At 64.8% G+C, this 16,382-nt stretch carries 18 protein-coding genes and 1 riboswitch; of the genes, 8 read left to right on the top strand and 10 right to left on the bottom strand.

The features are described 5' to 3' along the window. Positions 1 to 7: 7 nt before the first annotated feature. From FPB55_RS02710 to FPB55_RS02675, 8 genes are all read left to right on the top strand, one after another. The gene (locus FPB55_RS02710) at positions 8 to 700 is read left to right on the top strand and encodes a response regulator transcription factor (protein WP_029886276.1); all 693 of its coding nucleotides are present in this window, start codon (positions 8 to 10) and stop codon (positions 698 to 700) included. Continuing rightward, positions 700 to 2,046, top strand: coding sequence for a sensor histidine kinase (locus tag FPB55_RS02705; protein WP_009685731.1), 1,347 nt, complete (start codon positions 700 to 702; stop codon positions 2,044 to 2,046). Before FPB55_RS02710 ends, FPB55_RS02705 begins: the two co-directional genes overlap by 1 nt. Positions 2,047 to 2,127: 81 nt before the next feature. After that, complete coding sequence (locus FPB55_RS02700) at positions 2,128 to 3,030, top strand: alpha/beta hydrolase (RefSeq protein ID WP_144187479.1); 903 nt, start codon at positions 2,128 to 2,130, stop codon at positions 3,028 to 3,030. A 95-nt stretch (positions 3,031 to 3,125) separates the two neighbouring features. Then, a riboswitch (FMN riboswitch) is annotated at positions 3,126 to 3,267 on the top strand. 80 nt (positions 3,268 to 3,347) lie between these two features. Further along, positions 3,348 to 3,998 (top strand): 3,4-dihydroxy-2-butanone-4-phosphate synthase, encoded by a 651-nt coding sequence (gene ribB / locus FPB55_RS02695; protein ID WP_047149801.1) that lies wholly within the window; start codon positions 3,348 to 3,350, stop codon positions 3,996 to 3,998. Positions 3,999 to 4,195: 197 nt separating this feature from the next. After that, on the top strand, positions 4,196 to 4,438 hold the full coding sequence (locus FPB55_RS02690; RefSeq protein WP_009685726.1) for an exodeoxyribonuclease VII small subunit: 243 nt from the start codon (positions 4,196 to 4,198) through the stop codon (positions 4,436 to 4,438). Beyond that, positions 4,435 to 5,322: a (2E,6E)-farnesyl diphosphate synthase gene (gene ispA / locus FPB55_RS02685; protein WP_009685725.1), complete on the top strand. Its 888-nt coding sequence runs from the start codon at positions 4,435 to 4,437 to the stop codon at positions 5,320 to 5,322. The genes FPB55_RS02690 and ispA overlap by 4 nt, the downstream gene beginning before the upstream one ends. 107 nt (positions 5,323 to 5,429) lie before the next feature. Beyond that, positions 5,430 to 7,325 (top strand): 1-deoxy-D-xylulose-5-phosphate synthase, encoded by a 1,896-nt coding sequence (gene dxs / locus FPB55_RS02680; protein WP_054914203.1) that lies wholly within the window; start codon positions 5,430 to 5,432, stop codon positions 7,323 to 7,325. A gap of 141 nt (positions 7,326 to 7,466) precedes the next feature. Beyond that, positions 7,467 to 9,341, top strand: coding sequence for a TonB-dependent receptor (locus FPB55_RS02675; RefSeq protein WP_238706616.1), 1,875 nt, complete (start codon positions 7,467 to 7,469; stop codon positions 9,339 to 9,341). On the opposite strand, the gene FPB55_RS02670 is transcribed toward FPB55_RS02675, so the two are convergent. The 10 genes from FPB55_RS02670 to FPB55_RS02625 form a co-directional block, all read right to left on the bottom strand. Further along, on the bottom strand, positions 9,313 to 10,131 hold the full coding sequence (locus FPB55_RS02670) for a cobalamin-binding protein (protein ID WP_144187475.1): 819 nt from the start codon (positions 10,129 to 10,131) through the stop codon (positions 9,313 to 9,315). The genes FPB55_RS02675 and FPB55_RS02670 overlap by 29 nt on opposite strands. After that, a complete protein-coding gene (locus FPB55_RS02665; protein WP_029886269.1) occupies positions 10,131 to 10,550 on the bottom strand; it encodes a hypothetical protein in 420 nt (139 codons plus the stop codon). Before FPB55_RS02665 ends, FPB55_RS02670 begins: the two co-directional genes overlap by 1 nt. Beyond that, positions 10,547 to 11,164 (bottom strand): GTP cyclohydrolase II, encoded by a 618-nt coding sequence (gene ribA, locus FPB55_RS02660; RefSeq protein ID WP_029886268.1) that lies wholly within the window; start codon positions 11,162 to 11,164, stop codon positions 10,547 to 10,549. Before ribA ends, FPB55_RS02665 begins: the two co-directional genes overlap by 4 nt. Positions 11,165 to 11,293: 129 nt before the next feature. Next, positions 11,294 to 12,037 carry a transporter substrate-binding domain-containing protein gene (locus FPB55_RS02655; protein WP_144187474.1) on the bottom strand — a complete coding sequence of 248 codons (744 nt, stop codon included), beginning with the start codon at positions 12,035 to 12,037 and terminating at the stop codon, positions 11,294 to 11,296. A 16-nt stretch (positions 12,038 to 12,053) separates the two neighbouring features. Further along, positions 12,054 to 12,557: a phosphatidylglycerophosphatase A gene (locus FPB55_RS02650; protein ID WP_009685716.1), complete on the bottom strand. Its 504-nt coding sequence runs from the start codon at positions 12,555 to 12,557 to the stop codon at positions 12,054 to 12,056. After that, positions 12,554 to 13,522, bottom strand: coding sequence for a thiamine-phosphate kinase (thiL, locus tag FPB55_RS02645; RefSeq protein ID WP_009685715.1), 969 nt, complete (start codon positions 13,520 to 13,522; stop codon positions 12,554 to 12,556). The genes FPB55_RS02650 and thiL overlap by 4 nt, the downstream gene beginning before the upstream one ends. Positions 13,523 to 13,540: 18 nt before the next feature. Then, on the bottom strand, positions 13,541 to 14,041 hold the full coding sequence (gene nusB / locus FPB55_RS02640) for a transcription antitermination factor NusB (protein ID WP_009685714.1): 501 nt from the start codon (positions 14,039 to 14,041) through the stop codon (positions 13,541 to 13,543). After that, positions 14,038 to 14,514 carry a 6,7-dimethyl-8-ribityllumazine synthase gene (gene ribE, locus FPB55_RS02635; protein WP_003255395.1) on the bottom strand — a complete coding sequence of 159 codons (477 nt, stop codon included), beginning with the start codon at positions 14,512 to 14,514 and terminating at the stop codon, positions 14,038 to 14,040. Before ribE ends, nusB begins: the two co-directional genes overlap by 4 nt. A gap of 91 nt (positions 14,515 to 14,605) precedes the next feature. Further along, positions 14,606 to 15,697, bottom strand: a complete 1,092-nt coding sequence (gene ribBA / locus FPB55_RS02630; RefSeq protein WP_029886265.1) for a bifunctional 3,4-dihydroxy-2-butanone-4-phosphate synthase/GTP cyclohydrolase II — start codon at positions 15,695 to 15,697, stop codon at positions 14,606 to 14,608. Positions 15,698 to 15,715: 18 nt separating this feature from the next. After that, a complete protein-coding gene (locus FPB55_RS02625; RefSeq protein WP_009685712.1) occupies positions 15,716 to 16,381 on the bottom strand; it encodes a riboflavin synthase in 666 nt (221 codons plus the stop codon). Position 16,382 lies beyond the last annotated feature (1 nt).

Genomic DNA, 16,382 nt, shown 5'->3' with positions numbered 1-16,382 from the left:
GCTCAACGTGCCCACCTCACTGCTCCTTGCCGAAGACGACCCACGCCTGCGCCAGGACCTGGAACGCCATTTCCTCAACCGTGGGTTTCAGGTGCTGGCCTGCGCCAATGGCAGCCAGGCCCTGAATGCCATACGGCAATCACGCTTCGACCTGGTTTTGCTGGACATCATGCTGCCGGGCATCGACGGCCTCAGCCTGCTGGACGAACTGCGCCACCAGCAAGCGGTGCCAGTGATGCTGATGTCGGCGCTGGGGGCCGAACAGGATCGCATCAGTGGCTTTACCCGGGGCGCGGACGATTACCTGCCCAAGCCGTTCAGCCTGGCCGAACTCGACGCCCGGGTCGATGCCCTGCTGCGGCGCGTGGCGCTCGACCGCGGGCCGGCGTTGCGGGCCGATGGGGGGGCAGTGATGCTGGACCATGAACGCCAGGACGCCCTTCACCAGGGCAGGCCTGCCGGGCTGACCGCATCCGAATTCCGCCTGCTGGCCACGCTGCGGGCTCACCCCGGCGAGGCCTTGAGCAAACCTTTCCTCTACCAGACCGTGCTGCACCGCGCCTACACGCGCCTGGACCGTGGCCTGGATGTGCATGTGTGCAACTTGCGCCGCAAGCTGGCCGACATCAGCGCCCAGCACTTGCAGATCCAGGCGGTCAGGGGCCAAGGGTACATCCTGATAGACACGGACCAGCCCTGATGCGGCGGCACCCCCTGCTGTGGAAACTGGCCCTGTTGCAGGTCGGTTTCTGTCTGCTGCTGACCTGGCTGATCTGGACCTGGGGGCTGTCGGTGGAACGCAGTACCTACTTCCTGTCGCCGGCTGACCAGCAATACCTGGCGCGCTACGCGCAACAGGCCGAACACGCCTGGAACCAAGGCGGCGCCACGGGCGCCGAAGCCTGGCGCAGGCAGCTGCAACGTACCGAAGGCACCTGGGCAGCCTTGATCGGCCCCCACCTGCAAAGCCTGGGCACCACGCCACTGAGCGCCGAGGAGGCCAGCCACCTTACCTTCATGCGCAAGCTGAACTGGCCCATGAGCCGGCGCCTGCAGGACGAACTGCCGTACGTCAGCATCGCGTTCCCGCAACACCCCGAAAATGGCCGGCTGGTGATGCAATTACCCGAACGCCTGCTACCCACTGGCCTTACGCCCTGGACCCACCTGATCACCCATGGGGTCGCCCCCACCCTGCTTGCCCTGTTGCTGGGCCTGGCCCTGTACCGCCATCTGGTAGTTCCCCTGAACCGCCTGCGCGACCGGGCCGACGCCTTGCGGGCCGACGACCTAGACAGCCCCGCGCTGCCGTTGCAGGAGCGCCGCGATGAGCTGGGTGAGCTGGCCCAAGCCTTCGAGCACATGGCGGTACGCCTGCGCCAGAGCCTGGAGCAACAGCGCCTGCTGCTGCGTACGCTGTCCCACGAGCTGCGTACGCCGTTGGCGCGGCTGCGCATCGCCCATGACAGCGACTTGCCGCCGCCGCAGTTGCGCGAGCGCCTGGACCGCGAAGTCGCCGACATGCAAAAGCTGCTGGAGGACACCCTGGACCTGGCCTGGCTGGACACCGAACAGCCCAGCCTGCCGACCGAGCCGGTGCTGATGGTGGCCGTCTGGGAAGCCTTGTGCCAGGACGTCTGTTTCGAAAGTGGCTGGGCGCCAAGCCGCCTGCCTTGTTCGTTGGGCACCGCGTGCCGGGTGCAGGCCAACCTCGACAGCCTGGCCCAGGCCCTGGAAAACCTGATCCGCAATGCCGTTCGCCACTCGCCCGCCGAAGGCCGGGTCAGCCTGGATGGCTGGCGCGAGGGGGATTACTGGCACCTGCGCCTGAGTGACCAGGGGCCGGGGGTCGCGCACGCCGACCTGGAGCGCATCTTCCAGCCTTACCAGCGGCTGACCGAAAGTGGCGCTGGCTTTGGCCTGGGCCTGGCCATCGCCCGCCGCGCCATCGAACTGCAGGGTGGCCGCTTGTGGGCCAGCAATGGCCACCCTGGCCTGTGCCTGCACATGACCTTGCCGGCGGCCCGGGACTGTTTAGAAAGTTAATGCGCTTTACCCTCAATCAGGACTGATTATCATCCTGCTGTTCCCGCTTTGCGCGCCTGCAAAGCCCTGAAGAGATGCCTGATGAGCAAGTTGACCCTGGCCGTGACGATGGCACTGTGCCTGGCACAGCCGCTTGCTGCTCATGTTGCCCTTGCGCAGCCCGACCATGAGCAGAAGATGGACACCTCACTGCTGCAGCGCCATGACCTGGCCTACCGCTTCACTCAGCTCGACCTGGACTCGGCCGACGGACAGCGGCATTACCGGCTGTGGGTCGGCAAACCGAACCAGCCGGCGCCAGCGGCGGGCTACCCGGTGCTGTGGATGCTCGATGGCAATGCCGCGCTGGGCGCACTGGATGGCCAGCAGCTGGGCCGGCTTGCCGCAGGGCAGGCGCCATTGCTGGTGGCGGTGGGGTACCAGACCGAGCAGCGTATCGACCGTGCCGGGCGCACCCGGGATTACACCCCGGCGGTGCCTGGCCAGGCTGAGCAGCTTGACCCACTGACCGGAGCGCCCAGTGGTGGTGCCGACGTTTTCCTGGACCTGCTGACCGGGCGCATGCGGGCGATGGTGGCAGATGTGGCACCGATCGACCTGCAACGGCAGACATTGTGGGGGCATTCCTATGGCGGGCTGGCCGTTTTGCACGCGCTTTTCACCCGGCCTTGGTCATTCAGCGACTATGCGGCTGCCAGCCCTTCGCTATGGTGGCACGACGGCGCGATCGCGGGTGAGGCGCAGGGGCTCGAGCAGCGCCTGGGAAGCAGCCGGCCGCGGCTGTTGCTGATGCGTGGCAGTGAAGAGCCGGCGAACCCGCGCACGCAGGTGCAAGGCGATGTCGAGCGGCCGGCGCGTGAGCTGGTGGCAAGCCTGGCCAGGGTGCCAGGCTTGCAGGTTCGTTTCGAGCGGTTTGCCGGGTTGGGGCATGGGCCTATGTTGCCGGCTTCGCTGAAGCAGGTGATTGAAGGGATGTCGCGGTAAGCCTGTCAGCACCTTCCACAACGCCCGCCCCACGCTACCGCCCAAGGTCGTAGAACCGCGGCTTGCCAGCGGGGTGGCCACGTGCGGTATGCTGTGGCGGTCTTCAGGGCGGGGTGAAAGTCCCCACCGGCGGTAAATCGAAAGATGAGCCCGCGAGCGCCCCGGCCATGCCGGGGGTCAGCAGATCTGGTGCAACTCCAGAGCCGACGGTCATAGTCCGGATGAAAGAAGGCGTCAGGCGGGGGCCATCCGGGCGCCCCTGCGCACGCATTTTGTTCGCCCCGAGACGTTCATCGATCATTCACGAGGAGCGTTTCATGTCCACCCAGCACCACGCGCACTACCCCAATGTTTCCGCCGCCATCGCCGCCTTCAAGGCTGGGCGCCCTGTCCTGTTGCTGGACGATGACGACCGCGAAGACGAGGCGGACATCATTGCCGCCGCCGAAAACATTACGCTGCAAACCATGGCCATGATGATTCGCGATTGCAGCGGTATCGTCTGCCTGTGCCTGGACGAAGCCACCGTCGATGCGTTGCAGCTGGCGCCCATGGTGCAGAACAACCAGGCCCGACATGGCACCGGCTTCACCGTCACCATCGAGGCGGCCGAAGGGATCACCACCGGGGTTTCTGCCCAGGACCGCCTCACCACCATTGCTGCGGCACTGCGTTCCAGCGCCGAACAGCGTCATATCGTCAGCCCGGGGCATGTATTCCCGCTGCGTGCCCGCAGTGGCGGCGTGCTGACCCGCCGCGGGCATACCGAAGGTTCGGTGGACCTGGCCCGCCTTGCCGGCCTGCGCCCGGCGGCAGTGCTGTGCGAACTGATGAACCCGGACGGGACCATGGCCCGTGGCGAACAGGTGGCGGTGTACGCGCGGCAGTACAATCTGCCGGTGCTGACCATCGAAGAGCTGGCGCGGTACCGGGAAGCGATGGTGGCGCTGGAAGCCGAGCCGGCCTGATAAGCCACTTTGGGGCAATTCGCGGGCACGCCCGCTCCCACAGGTATGGCGCAGCGCTTGAAGGCTGTGATGGACCTGTGGGAGCGGGCGTGCCCGCGAAAGGGCCTGTGAAACCAACCTCACGGCCCCGGAAGTTTGCTCCTCCCGCCCTGCTCTGCTAGTGTCGCGCCGTTCTGAATGCCTCCGAGACAGTCGCCATGGCCCGCAAAAAATCCTCCCTTGATTTCGAGCAATCCCTCGCAGACCTGCAAACACTGGTCGAGCGCCTGGAGAACGGCGAGTTGTCGCTGGAAGAGTCGCTGGCCGCTTTCGAGCAAGGCATCGCGCTGACCCGAGAATGCCAAGGTGCCCTGGCCCAGGCCGAGCAGAAGGTGCAAATTCTGCTGGAGCGTGATGGCGAGCTGGCTGCCCAGCCCTTCGACGCGGAGCCCGAAGCATGATCGGCAGCTACCAGGCCAGTTGCCAGAGGCGGGTGGATGCAGCCCTCGAACCGCTGTTCGTCGCCCCGACCAAAGAACTCGAACGCCTCTATGCCGCCATGCGCTACAGCGTGATGAACGGCGGCAAACGCGTGCGGCCACTGCTGGCCTACGCCGCGTGCGAAGCCCTGGGTGCCCCGGCCGAACAGGCCAACGGCGCGGCCTGTGCGGTGGAGCTGATCCATGCCTACTCGCTGGTGCATGACGACCTGCCTGCCATGGATGACGACGACCTGCGCCGGGGCCAGCCCACCACGCACAAGGCCTTCGACGAAGCCTGCGCCATCCTGGCCGGTGACGGGTTGCAGAGCCTGGCGTTCAGCGCCCTGCTCGATCCTCACCTCAGCCCGCAGGCCGACAGCGTCCGCCTGGCCATGGTCCAGGCCCTGGCCACGGCCGCCGGCCCAGCCGGCATGGTGGGCGGGCAGGCCATCGACCTTGGCTCGGTCGGGCTGAAGCTCGACCAGCGGGCACTGGCATTCATGCACAGGCACAAGACCGGCGCCCTGATCGAAGCCAGCGTGCGCCTGGGTGCACTGGCCAGCGCCCGTGCCGGCCAGCAGCAACTGGACGCCCTGCAAACTTATGCACAGGCCATTGGCCTGGCATTCCAGGTTCAGGACGACATCCTCGACGTGGAAGGCGACACCGCCACCCTGGGTAAACGCCAAGGGGCAGACATCGCGCGTGACAAACCGACCTACCCGGCCCTGCTGGGCCTGGACGCGGCCAAGGCCTATGCGATCGAACTGCGCGACCAGGCGCTGGTCGCACTGGAAGGGTTCGGCGAAAAAGCCGAGCCGCTGCGGGCATTGGCGCGCTATATCGTCGAGCGCCGCAACTAAGCACGGATACCCGCGCCATTGGGGTGTCACAAGCAGTGGTCGAATGGGCACTTTTCCCACAATGGGGTAAACTGCCGCGTCTTCACACACCTATAACGACTCGCCTGATGCCCACGACGTTTCAAGAGATTCCCCGCGAACGCCCGGTCACGCCGTTGCTCGACCGCGCTGACACGCCTGCCGGCCTGCGCCGGCTGGCCGAAGCCGACCTGGAGACCCTGGCCGACGAGTTGCGCCAGGAGTTGCTGTATACCGTGGGGCAGACCGGTGGGCATTTTGGTGCCGGCCTGGGCGTGATCGAACTGACCATCGCCCTGCACTACGTGTTCGATACCCCGGACGACCGGCTGGTGTGGGACGTGGGCCACCAGGCCTACCCGCACAAGATTCTGACCGGGCGCCGTAACCGCATGCTCAGCCTGCGCCAGAAGGACGGTATCGCCGCCTTCCCGCGCCGCAGCGAAAGCGAGTACGACACCTTTGGCGTGGGCCACTCCAGTACCTCGATCAGCGCAGCGCTGGGCATGGCCATTGCCGCCCGCCTGCAGAACAGCGCGCGCAAGTCGATCGCCGTGATCGGTGATGGCGCCCTCACCGCCGGCATGGCCTTCGAGGCGTTGAACCACGCCCAGGAAGTCAATGCCGACATGCTGGTGATCCTCAACGACAACGACATGTCGATTTCGCGCAATGTCGGCGGCCTGTCCAACTACCTGGCCAAGATCCTGTCCAGCCGCACCTACGCAAGCATGCGCGAAGGCAGCAAGAAAGTGCTGTCGCGCCTGCCCGGTGCCTGGGAAATCGCCCGGCGCACCGAAGAGTACGCCAAGGGCATGCTGGTGCCGGGCACACTGTTCGAAGAGCTGGGCTGGAACTACATCGGCCCGATCGACGGCCATGACCTGCCGACCATGATCGCCACCTTGCGCAACATGCGTGACCTGAAGGGCCCGCAGTTCCTGCACGTGGTGACCAAGAAGGGCAAGGGCTTCGCCCCCGCCGAACTCGACCCTATCGGCTACCACGCCATCACCAAGCTGGAGCCCGCCGACAAGCCTGTCGCGCCGAAGAAGGCCAGCGGGCCGAAATACTCCGCGGTGTTCGGCCAGTGGCTGTGCGACATGGCCGCTGCCGACAACCGCCTGGTGGGCATCACCCCGGCGATGAAAGAAGGCTCCGACCTGGTCGATTTCAGCGAGCGCTACCCGCAACGCTACTTCGATGTGGCGATCGCCGAGCAGCACGCCGTCACCCTGGCCGCCGGCATGGCCTGCGAGGGCAGCAAGCCCGTGGTGGCGATCTACTCCACCTTCCTGCAGCGCGCCTACGACCAGCTCATCCACGATGTGGCGGTGCAGAACCTCGATGTGCTGTTCGCCATCGACCGCGCCGGGCTGGTAGGCGAAGACGGGCCGACCCATGCGGGTAGCTACGACTTGTCTTACCTGCGCTGCATCCCGGGCATGCTGGTGATGACCCCCAGCGACGAGAACGAGCTGCGCAAGATGCTCAGCACCGGCCACCTGTACAACGGCCCGGCTGCCGTGCGCTACCCCCGCGGCACCGGCCCGAACGCGCCAATCAGCGGCGACCTAGAGCCGCTGCAAATCGGCAAGGGCGTGGTCCGCCGCCAAGGCCAGACAGTCGCCCTGCTGGTGTTCGGCGTGCAGTTGGCAGAGGCCATGCAGGTTGCCGAGCAGATCAATGCCACCGTGGTCGACATGCGCTTCGTCAAACCTCTGGACGAAGCCCTGGTGCTGGAACTGGCTGGCAGCCATGAGCTGCTGGTCACCGTCGAAGAGAACGCCATCATGGGTGGCGCTGGCGCTGCGGTAGGCGAGTTCCTGGCCAGCCAGGCCGTGGTCAAGCCGCTGCTGCACCTGGGCCTGCCTGATATCTACGTCGAACATGCCAAGCCGGCGCAGATGCTGGCCGAGTGCGGGCTGGATGCGGCCGGGATTGAGGCTTCGGTGAAAGCCCGCATGGCCAAGCTCGGCTTGTAATCCCCGGGGCCGCCTTGCGGCCCTTTCGCGACACAAGGCCGCTCCTACAGAGACCACGCCGCTCTACCGGTTTGTGCAATACCTGTAGGAGCGGCCTTGTGTCGCGATCGAGGGCGCAGCCCTCGCAAAATGGTACTGCTTATGAAGAAATCTGCCTGTGCCGCGCTACTCTGCGCCCCCACATTGTTAATCGCCGCCGAACGCGATGACGCGCTGAAGCTCCCCGACGTGCTGATCAGCGCCAGCCGCCAGGTCGAGTCGCGCACCGCCACCAGCGCCGCCAACACGGTCTTCACCCGCGCCGACATCGACCGCCTGCAACCCACCAGCATCACCGACCTGCTAAGCCGCGTACCCGGCGTGCAAGTGGCCCCCACTGGCGGCCGTGGCAGCCTCCCGGGCATCTTCATACGCGGTACCAAGGCGGCGCAAAGCCTGGTGCTGGTGGATGGCGTACGCATTGCCAACGCCACTTCGGGCGACAGCGGCCTGCAGTTTCTCGACGTTGACCAGATCGAACGGGTGGAAGTGCTGCGTGGCTCGCGCTCGGCGGTGTACGGCAGCGATGCCATCGGCGGGGTGATCCAGATCTTCACCCGCCGCAACAACACGCCCGGCCTGCAGCCGCGGCTGCGCATCGCGGCAGGCAGCAACCAGACCGTCCAGCGTAGCCTGGGGCTTTCCGGCGGCAACGACGCGACCCGCTTCAACCTCGGTGCCAGCCTGGATGAAACAGCCGGCATCGACTCGACTGGCCCATCCTTCGCCAGTGACGGCGACCATGATGCCTACCGTAACCAGTCCTTCAACCTGAGCCTGAGCCACACCTTCAGCGAGCGCTTCGAGGCCGGGGTCAACCTGCTCGACAGCCGTGGCCGCAGTGAATACGACAATCCATACGGGCGACTGAATGAGGCCACTTGGCAGAGTTACCCACAACAGCCCTATACCGATTTCAGCGTCAGCAGCCTGAGCTCATGGTTCGACGCTCAATTCAACGACTTCTGGCACTCACGCCTGGAACTGGGTCACAGCGAAAACCGCGACGACAAACGCGACAAGCTCAGCGACCAGCGCTTCACCTACAATACCTATCGTGATCAGCTCACTTGGCAGAACGATCTCAGCATCGACGAACGTAACCAACTGATGATCGGTGGCGATTGGTATGAGGACCGCTTCCACGGCACGGCCAACTTCAGCGAGGGCAGCCGTTGGAACCGCGCCGCCTTCGCCCAGTACCGCTTTAGCGGGGAAGGCTTCTCGAGCGAGCTCGGTGTACGCAACGACCGCAACCAACAGTACGGCGATCAAACCACCTGGAATGCCAGCCTTACCGTCCCGCTGAACATCCGCAACGACATAGTGATGTCCTACAGTGAAGGGTTCCGCGCCCCTACTTTCAACGACCTCTACGACGTACAGTACGGTAACAAGGACCTGCGCCCCGAGCATTCGAAGAGTTATGAGCTGCAGTGGCGCAGCCAACTGGCAAGTCATACCCGCCTGGAGGCCTCGCTGTATCGCACCGACTTGCGCGACGCGATCAACTACGACCCGACAGTCAACCGTCCTGGCAATGTAGACAATGCCCGCATCAATGGCGTTGAGTTGTCGTTGCAGCAGGTATGGGCTGGCTGGACCGCTCAGCTGGGGGTAAGCATGATTGATCCCCGAGACCGCCAAAGCGGACAAACTCTGCAACGACGCGCTCGACGCACTTTGAATCTTGACTTGGATCGTCAGTTCGAACGCTTCAGTGTGGGCGCGAACTGGCAGGCAGTCAGCAGCAGCTACGATGACCCATCGAACAACGAGCGAATAGGTGGCTACGGGCTAGTCGGCCTACGTGGCGGCATGCGCCTGACAGCGGATGTTCGGCTTGAACTGAAGCTCGACAACTTGCTGGATAAGCGCTACAGCCGAGCCATGTACAGCTTCGATGGAAGCCCATACAGCTACCGCGAAGAAGGCCGCACAGTGCTGTTCAGCGTAACGTGGACGCCGGGGCTTTAGCGGCCAGCAACGCACACAAGCGGGCGGTGGCTTCAATCATTTGCCCACTAGGGCGCTCCAGGCCTTTATCGGGTACCACCAGCAAACCGGCGTGGGCAACGGCGCGCAACTGCGGCCAGGCCAGCCAGCGGGTCAACTGCGCCTGGTCACCGGCCAGGATGACCTGGGGGTTGCGTAGCAACACCGACTCCACACTCACCTGCGGCGCCGGTTGGCTGAGGTCGGCAAACACATTGCGCGCCCCGCATACGGCCAGTGCGTCGCTCACCACCTGGCGGCCACCAAGGGTGTACAAAGGCCGATCCCACACCTGGTAGAACACCTGCAAGGGCTCGTCACGTCGGTACTGCTGGCGCAGTTGCCGCAACCGCTCGCGCAGGGCCTGGGCATACTGCTGCCCTTGCTCGGCACGGCCGACGCGCTCGCCAATCGCGGCGATCTGCTCGATGAGCTGGTCCAGGTCATGGGGTTCGGCGCTGAAGGTCGTGATACCCAGGCGTTTGAGCTGCTCGCGTTGCGCCGGCGGCACGCTGCCTGGCCACAGCAGCAACAGGTCGGGGCGCAGGCTCAGCAGGCGCTCCATGTTCAGCTGGCCTTGGCGGCCTACCGAGGGTAAATCGCGCAACGCATTTGGCCGTTCGCCCCCATCAAGCACACCCACCAGCAGGTCATCGGCCTGCAGTTCGAGCATGATTTCCGTCATCGAAGGCGCCAGGCTGACCACTCGCAAGGGTTCGCCCGCCAGCGCGGCACAGGCGAACAGTGCCAGCAGGCCAGGCAGCAGGCGCATCAGCCGAGCTGTCGTGGAATGCGGTAGAGGGACAACACCACCACGGTGGATATCGCCAACAGGATCTGCGGCACCGCTTCAAGACCGACCCCTACAGACAGGGCCGCCACCCAGGCCGGGAAGCAGGCGTACAACATGGCCAGGCGCCGTACCCGTGCCAGCTCGATCCACGCGGCAGGCTCTTCAGCAGTACCCAGGGCTTTCGAGGTGGCGATGAGTGCACGCTTGTAGGCACCGAAACGGGGCAGGCTGAGGAACATGGTGGCCGCGCCGGCAATGAACAACGGCATGGCCAGAATCGGCACCAGCGCCTCACCGCCGCCAAAAGCCCAGCTCATGACCGGCAGCGGCAGCAGGCCCACCGCCAGGTACTGCCACCAGGCCAGCGCCAGCCGCCGCTTGACCTCGGCGCGGGTCACGCCTGGGGCACCTCGCCCTGGTGTTCGTTGCCCAGCATGTGGCCAAGCTTGCCGGCCTTGGTTGCCAGGTAGTAGCGGTTGTGCGGGTTATGCCCGGTATGCAGCGGTACTCGCTCGGCAACCACGATGCTCATGTCGGTCAGGGCTTTGACCTTGCGTGGGTTGTTGGTCATCAGCCGCAGCGCCTTCACGCCCAGGTGTTCGAGCATGGGCAGGCACATGGCGTAGTCACGCTGGTCGGCGGCAAACCCCAGGCGCTCGTTGGCTTCCACGGTGTCCGCCCCGCCGTCCTGCAACTCGTAGGCACGAATCTTGTTCAGCAGGCCAATGCCACGGCCTTCCTGGCGCAGGTACAGCAATACGCCGCGGCCCTCGCGGGCGATTGCCTGCAGTGCGGCCTCCAGCTGCGAGCCGCAGTCGCAGCGCTGGCTGAACAGGGCATCGCCGGTCAGGCATTCGGAATGCAGGCGCCCCAGCACCGGCTGACCATCCGCGATGTCACCCAGGCTGAGCACCACATGCTCCCGGCCGGTGGCTTCATCAAGAAAGCCATGCATGGTGAAGGTCGCGAAGGGCGTCGGGAGTTTAGAGGCGGCAACAAAGACGACGGGCACGTTGTGCTCCTGGAAAAAGTGGGACATATCTCGTGAGCCGATTGTATCAGCAGGTTGCACACTATGGGCTGGCTGAATATCGCGGGGTAAGATCGAAAAGTTCGATACTTAGGCCAGCCAGGCCCGGCCTCAGTGCGGTTTGCTATCCGCAGTAAACGGATACGGTTGCCGCCAGTGCTCGAAAATCGGCTTCAGCTCGCCACTGCGTACCAGCTCGGCCATGCGCTTGTCGAACAGGTCGCGCAGGGCCTTGGCCTGGTCGTTGCGGGCAAAGGCCAGGTACAGCGGCAGCTCGGCCACGTGGGTGCGGCGAAAGCGTTCGGGCTGGGATGCCTGGTTCAGTACGTAATCGACTTCAGTCTGGGAATCGATGTAGAAGTCCACACGGTCATGCTCCAGCATCGGCAGAATGCCTTCGCGGCGCTGGATTTCACGGAACTCATGCACATCGGGCAAGTAGCTGCCGTAGTCGTAGCCACGTACCCAGGCCAAGCGGTACTTGCCCACATTCTGCGACGTGGGCACAGGCTTGCTGGCCAGCCCCAGCGCATAGATATGATCCATATCGAAGTGCCAGCGCGGGTACAGGTTGTCGTCGTTCTCTTCCTTGTAGGAGCCGACCCAGGCATCCGCCTCGCCACGTTTCACCAGCCCGACCGCGCGGCTGTAGGGTGCGCTTTGGGTCACCACCTTGACCCCGGCCGGCTCGAACACCTTGCGCAGAACGTCCCAGGCAACGCCGGTACCGTCAGCATTGGTGTAGTCGATCCACTCCTCGCTGACCAGCTGGATCTGCTTTGGCAGGCCTTCGGCAGCCACCGCCCACGGGGCGACACTCAGCAGCATCGCCAGCAGCACAACCCTCATGGCCATTCACGCGCTCCCTGTTTCAGGCAACCGCCCATACCAGAACCTGCATGCCCAGCCAGGCGAACACACCGGCCAGGATATCGTCGAGCATGATGCCGACGCCCCCGTGCACATGGCGGTCGATCCAGCGGATGGGCCACGGCTTGAGGATGTCGAAGAAACGGAACATCAGGAACCCCGCCAGCAGCCACTGCCAGCCTTCCGGCACCAGCCAGAGGGTGATCCACATGCCAACGATTTCATCCCAGACAATGCCTTCATGATCGTGCACACGCAAGTCATTGGCGACCTTGCCGCACAGCCAGATACCGAACAGCATGCTGATGCCCAGCAACAGCCAGTAGCCCCAGTCGGGCAGCATCTGCCACAGGGGGATGAACGGTATGGCCACCAGCGAGCCCCAGGTACCCGGTGCCTTGGGCAAGGTGCCGGAACCAAAGCCGAACGCGATGAAGTGCCATGGGTTGCGCCAGACCGAAGGCGGAACGAACTCCGCAGGCACCTGGTTGGGGTGATCGGTCACGGTGTCTCCCTAAAGTGTTGATAGCCCCGCTGGGCGGGGGTGATGTCCTGGCCCTGTGCGTCGCGCAGGGTCACACCGCGACCTTGCAGCACACGACCAATGGTGTGTACCTCGATGAAGCCAAGCTCGGCCAGGGGCGGCAGTGCTGCAGGCGGCAAGGTGAAGGCCAGTACGTAATCATCGCCACCGGTGAGTGCTGCCTGCAGTGCCGCCTCGTGGCCGAGGAATGCCTGCAAGGCAGGAGACACTGGCACCTGGGCCAGGTTCACCTCAAGTGCCACCCCGGACGCCTTGGCGATATGCCCACAATCGGCTAGCAGGCCATCGGAGACGTCGAGCGCCGCCGTGGCCCTGCCCCGCAGCCATGTGCCCAGGGTGAGCTGCGGCATCGGCGACCAGTAATGGGCCAGCAGCGGCTCGGCCAGCTCGGCGGGCGCCTGGCGCTCGCCCAGTACCAGCGGCAAGGCACCGGCGGCCTTGCCCAGGGTGCCGCCAACACACAGCAAGTCGCCTGGCCGCGCACCGCTGCGGCGCAACGCCTGGCCAGCCGGCACCCGACCGAACACGGTCACGGTGATGCTCAATGGGCCACGGGTGGTGTCGCCGCCAATCAGGCTCATGCGGCAGCGGTGCGCCATGCGGCTCAGGCCGTTGGCGTAGGCTGCAAGCCAGTCCGGGCCAACGCTTGGCAGGGTCAGGGCAAGGGTGAAACCGATCGGGGTCGCGCCCATGGCAGCCAGGTCACTGGCCGCCACGGCCAGCGACCGCTGGCCCAGCAGTTGCGGGTCGCACACGGCAGGGAAATGCACCCCGGCTACCAGCGTGTCGGTCGACACCGCCAATTGTTCACCGGGGGGAAGGTCGAGCAAGGCGCAATCGTCGCCAATCCCCAGGGCCACGCCTTCGCCGCCTTGCGCGCAGGGCGCGGCGGCGAAGTAATGGTTGATCAGCTCGAATTCACCCATGGCCAGGCAGCGCCGGGATCAGCGCTTGTTCGCCTTGACTTCTGCTTCACGCAGGGACGGGGCAAGCTTGTCGAGCACACCGTTGACGAACTTGTGACCGTCGGTAGCACCGAAGACCTTGGCCAGCTCCACGCCTTCGTTGATGACCACACGGTACGGTACGTCGACGCGCTTGATCAGCTCCCAGGTGGACAGGCGCAGCACGGCCAGTTCCACAGGGTCGAGCTCGTCCAGGGCAATGGTCATGCACGGGGCCAGCGCTTTGTCGATTTCGTCCTTGACTGCCGGGACCCCATGCAGGATCTCGCGGAAGTAGGCACCGTCGACATCGGTGAAATCGTTATCCACCCGGAACTGCGCTTCGATCTCGTTCAGCGAATGCTGGGCCATGTGCCATTGATAGAGGGCCTGGGTCGCAAGCTTGCGGGCTTCGCGACGCTTGGCGCTCTTGGAAGGCTTGCCGGCATCCGCAGGTTTTGGATCGCGCGGGTTGAAACGATCGCTTTCGTCGCTAATCACTTGGCCTCCAACTGCGCCAGCAGGCTGACCATTTCCAGAGCGGACAGGGCAGCTTCAGCACCTTTGTTGCCAGCCTTGGTGCCGGAACGCTCGATGGCCTGCTCGATGGAATCGACGGTCAGTACGCCGAAGGCCACCGGAACACCGAACTCCATGGACACCTGGGCCAGGCCCTTGGTGCATTCGCCCGCCACGTATTCGAAGTGCGGGGTACCGCCACGGATCACGGCGCCCAGGGCGATGATCGCGTCGTAGGCGCCTTGCTGGGCGACCTTCTGTGCCACCAGCGGAATTTCGAATGCACCCGGGGCACGGATGATGGTGATGTCGCTTTCGCTGACACCGTGGCGAACCAGGGCGTCAACGGCACCGCTTACCAGGCTTTCGACAACGAAGCTGTTGAAGCGGCCAACCACCAAAGCATAGCGACCTTTGGGGGCGATGAAGGTACCTTCGATGGTCTTCAGGGTCATTCCGATATTCTCATATTCAAGAGCGAGGCCGCTTGCAAGCGGCCTCGACAGGGGTCTGGACTCGAGCTGGGGGCGTCATTGCCGCCTCAAGTCACTCGGAGGGCACGTATTCTACAACTTCCAGATCGAATCCGGATATCGCGTTGAACTTCATTGGCGAACTCATCAGGCGCATCTTGCGCACCCCGAGGTCGCGCAGGATCTGCGAGCCAGCACCCACGGTGCTGTAGGTGGTCGGTGCCTTGGCCGGTAGGTCGCCGGCGCTTTCGCGGATGTGCGCCAACAGCACGTCGCCGTCCAGCGGGTGGCCCAGCAGCAGGACCACGCCGCTGCCGGCTTCGGCCACGGCCGCCATGGCCGCGCGCAGGCTCCAGCGGCCCGGTTGCTTGACCAGCAGCAGGTCGCGCAGCGGGTCCATGTTGTGTACCCGCACCAGGGTCGGCTCTTCGGCGCAGATCTTGCCCAGGGTCAGGGCCATGTGCACGTCGCCTTCCACCGCATCGCGGTAGGTGACCAGGTTGAACTCACCCAGCTCGCTCTCTACCGGTTGCTCGGAGACCCGTTGCACGGTGCGCTCGTGAATCATGCGGTAGTGGATCAGGTCGGCGATGGTGCCGATCTTCAGGCCATGCTCGGCAGCAAAGACTTCCAGCTCGGCGCGGCGCGACATGGTGCCGTCGTCGTTCATCACTTCGCAGATCACGCCGCTTGGCTCGAAACCGGCCATGCGCGCCAGGTCGCAGGCCGCTTCGGTGTGGCCGGCACGCGCCAGGGTGCCGCCAGGCTGGGCCATCAGCGGGAAGATGTGGCCAGGGCTGACGATGTCTTCAGCCTTGGCGTCCCGGGCAGCAGCGGCTTGCACGGTGCGCGCGCGGTCGGCGGCGGAGATGCCAGTGGTGACGCCTTCGGCGGCTTCGATCGACACGGTGAACTTGGTGCCGAAGCCCGAGCCGTTGCGCGGCGCCATCAATGGCAGCTTCAGCGTTTCGCAACGCTCACGGGTCATCGGCATGCAGATCAGCCCACGGGCATGCTTGGCCATGAAGTTGATGTGTTCGGGCTGGCAGCACTCGGCGGCCATGATGATGTCGCCTTCGTTCTCGCGGTCTTCGTCATCCATGAGGATGACCATTTTACCCTGGCGGATGTCTTCGACCAGTTCTTCGATGCTGTTGAGCGCCACGCGGCACCCCCTTCTCAATCAGGATTTCAAGAAGCCGTTGGCGGCCAGGAAGCTTTCGGTAATGCCACTGCCCTTGCTCGGTTCGGCGGCCTTGTCACCCAGCAGCAAGCGCTCCAGGTAACGGGCCAGCAGATCGACCTCAAGGTTCACCCGACGCCCTGCGCGGTAGTCGGCCATGATGGTTTCGGACAGGGTGTGCGGGACAATGGTCAGCTCGAACTCGGCGCCATTGACTTCGTTGACCGTCAGGCTGGTGCCGTCGACGGTGATCGAGCCCTTGTGGGCGATGTACTTGGCCAGCTCCTTCGGTGCGCGCACGCGGAACTGGATGGCGCGGGCGTTATCGCTGCGCGAGATGATTTCACCCACCCCGTCGACATGGCCGCTGACCAGGTGCCCGCCAAGGCGGGTAGTAGGGGTCAGGGCTTTTTCCAGGTTGACCTTGCTGCCGCTCTTGAGGTCGATGAAGGCAGTGCGCTTGAGGGTTTCGACGCTGACGTCGGCCCAGAAGCCGTCACCAGGCAGTTCCACGGCGGTCAGGCACACGCCGTTGACGGCGATGCTGTCGCCCAGCTTGACGTCACCCAGGTCCAGCTTGCCGGTTTCGACGTAGACGCGAACGTCGCCGCCCTTGGGGGTCAGGCTGCGGATGCTGCCAATGGATTCGATGATGCCGGTGAACATG

Origin of the sequence: Pseudomonas sp. BJP69 (assembly GCF_007633355.1) — a bacterium.
GTDB classification, from domain to species: domain Bacteria; phylum Pseudomonadota; class Gammaproteobacteria; order Pseudomonadales; family Pseudomonadaceae; genus Aquipseudomonas; species Aquipseudomonas juntendi.
Note: the sequence above shows the minus strand (reverse complement) of the source record. Positions and strands in the feature narration are given on the sequence as shown.

Excerpts from the sequence above, each read along its gene's own strand:
- FPB55_RS02705 (WP_009685731.1), top strand. The coding sequence starts at position 700 with ATGCGGCGGCACCCCCTGCTGTGGAAACTGGCCCTGTTGCAGGTCGGT.
- FPB55_RS02625 (WP_009685712.1), bottom strand. The coding sequence starts at position 16,381 with ATGTTCACCGGCATCATCGAATCCATTGGCAGCATCCGCAGCCTGACC.
- FPB55_RS02690 (WP_009685726.1), top strand. The coding sequence starts at position 4,196 with ATGGCCCGCAAAAAATCCTCCCTTGATTTCGAGCAATCCCTCGCAGAC.
- thiL (WP_009685715.1), bottom strand. The coding sequence starts at position 13,522 with ATGGGTGAATTCGAGCTGATCAACCATTACTTCGCCGCCGCGCCCTGC.
- ribB (WP_047149801.1), top strand. The coding sequence starts at position 3,348 with ATGTCCACCCAGCACCACGCGCACTACCCCAATGTTTCCGCCGCCATC.
- ribE (WP_003255395.1), bottom strand. The coding sequence starts at position 14,514 with ATGACCCTGAAGACCATCGAAGGTACCTTCATCGCCCCCAAAGGTCGC.
- FPB55_RS02675 (WP_238706616.1), top strand. The coding sequence starts at position 7,467 with ATGAAGAAATCTGCCTGTGCCGCGCTACTCTGCGCCCCCACATTGTTA.
- dxs (WP_054914203.1), top strand. The coding sequence starts at position 5,430 with ATGCCCACGACGTTTCAAGAGATTCCCCGCGAACGCCCGGTCACGCCG.
- FPB55_RS02655 (WP_144187474.1), bottom strand. The coding sequence starts at position 12,037 with ATGGCCATGAGGGTTGTGCTGCTGGCGATGCTGCTGAGTGTCGCCCCG.
- FPB55_RS02700 (WP_144187479.1), top strand. The coding sequence starts at position 2,128 with ATGAGCAAGTTGACCCTGGCCGTGACGATGGCACTGTGCCTGGCACAG.
- FPB55_RS02670 (WP_144187475.1), bottom strand. The coding sequence starts at position 10,131 with ATGCGCCTGCTGCCTGGCCTGCTGGCACTGTTCGCCTGTGCCGCGCTG.
- ispA (WP_009685725.1), top strand. The coding sequence starts at position 4,435 with ATGATCGGCAGCTACCAGGCCAGTTGCCAGAGGCGGGTGGATGCAGCC.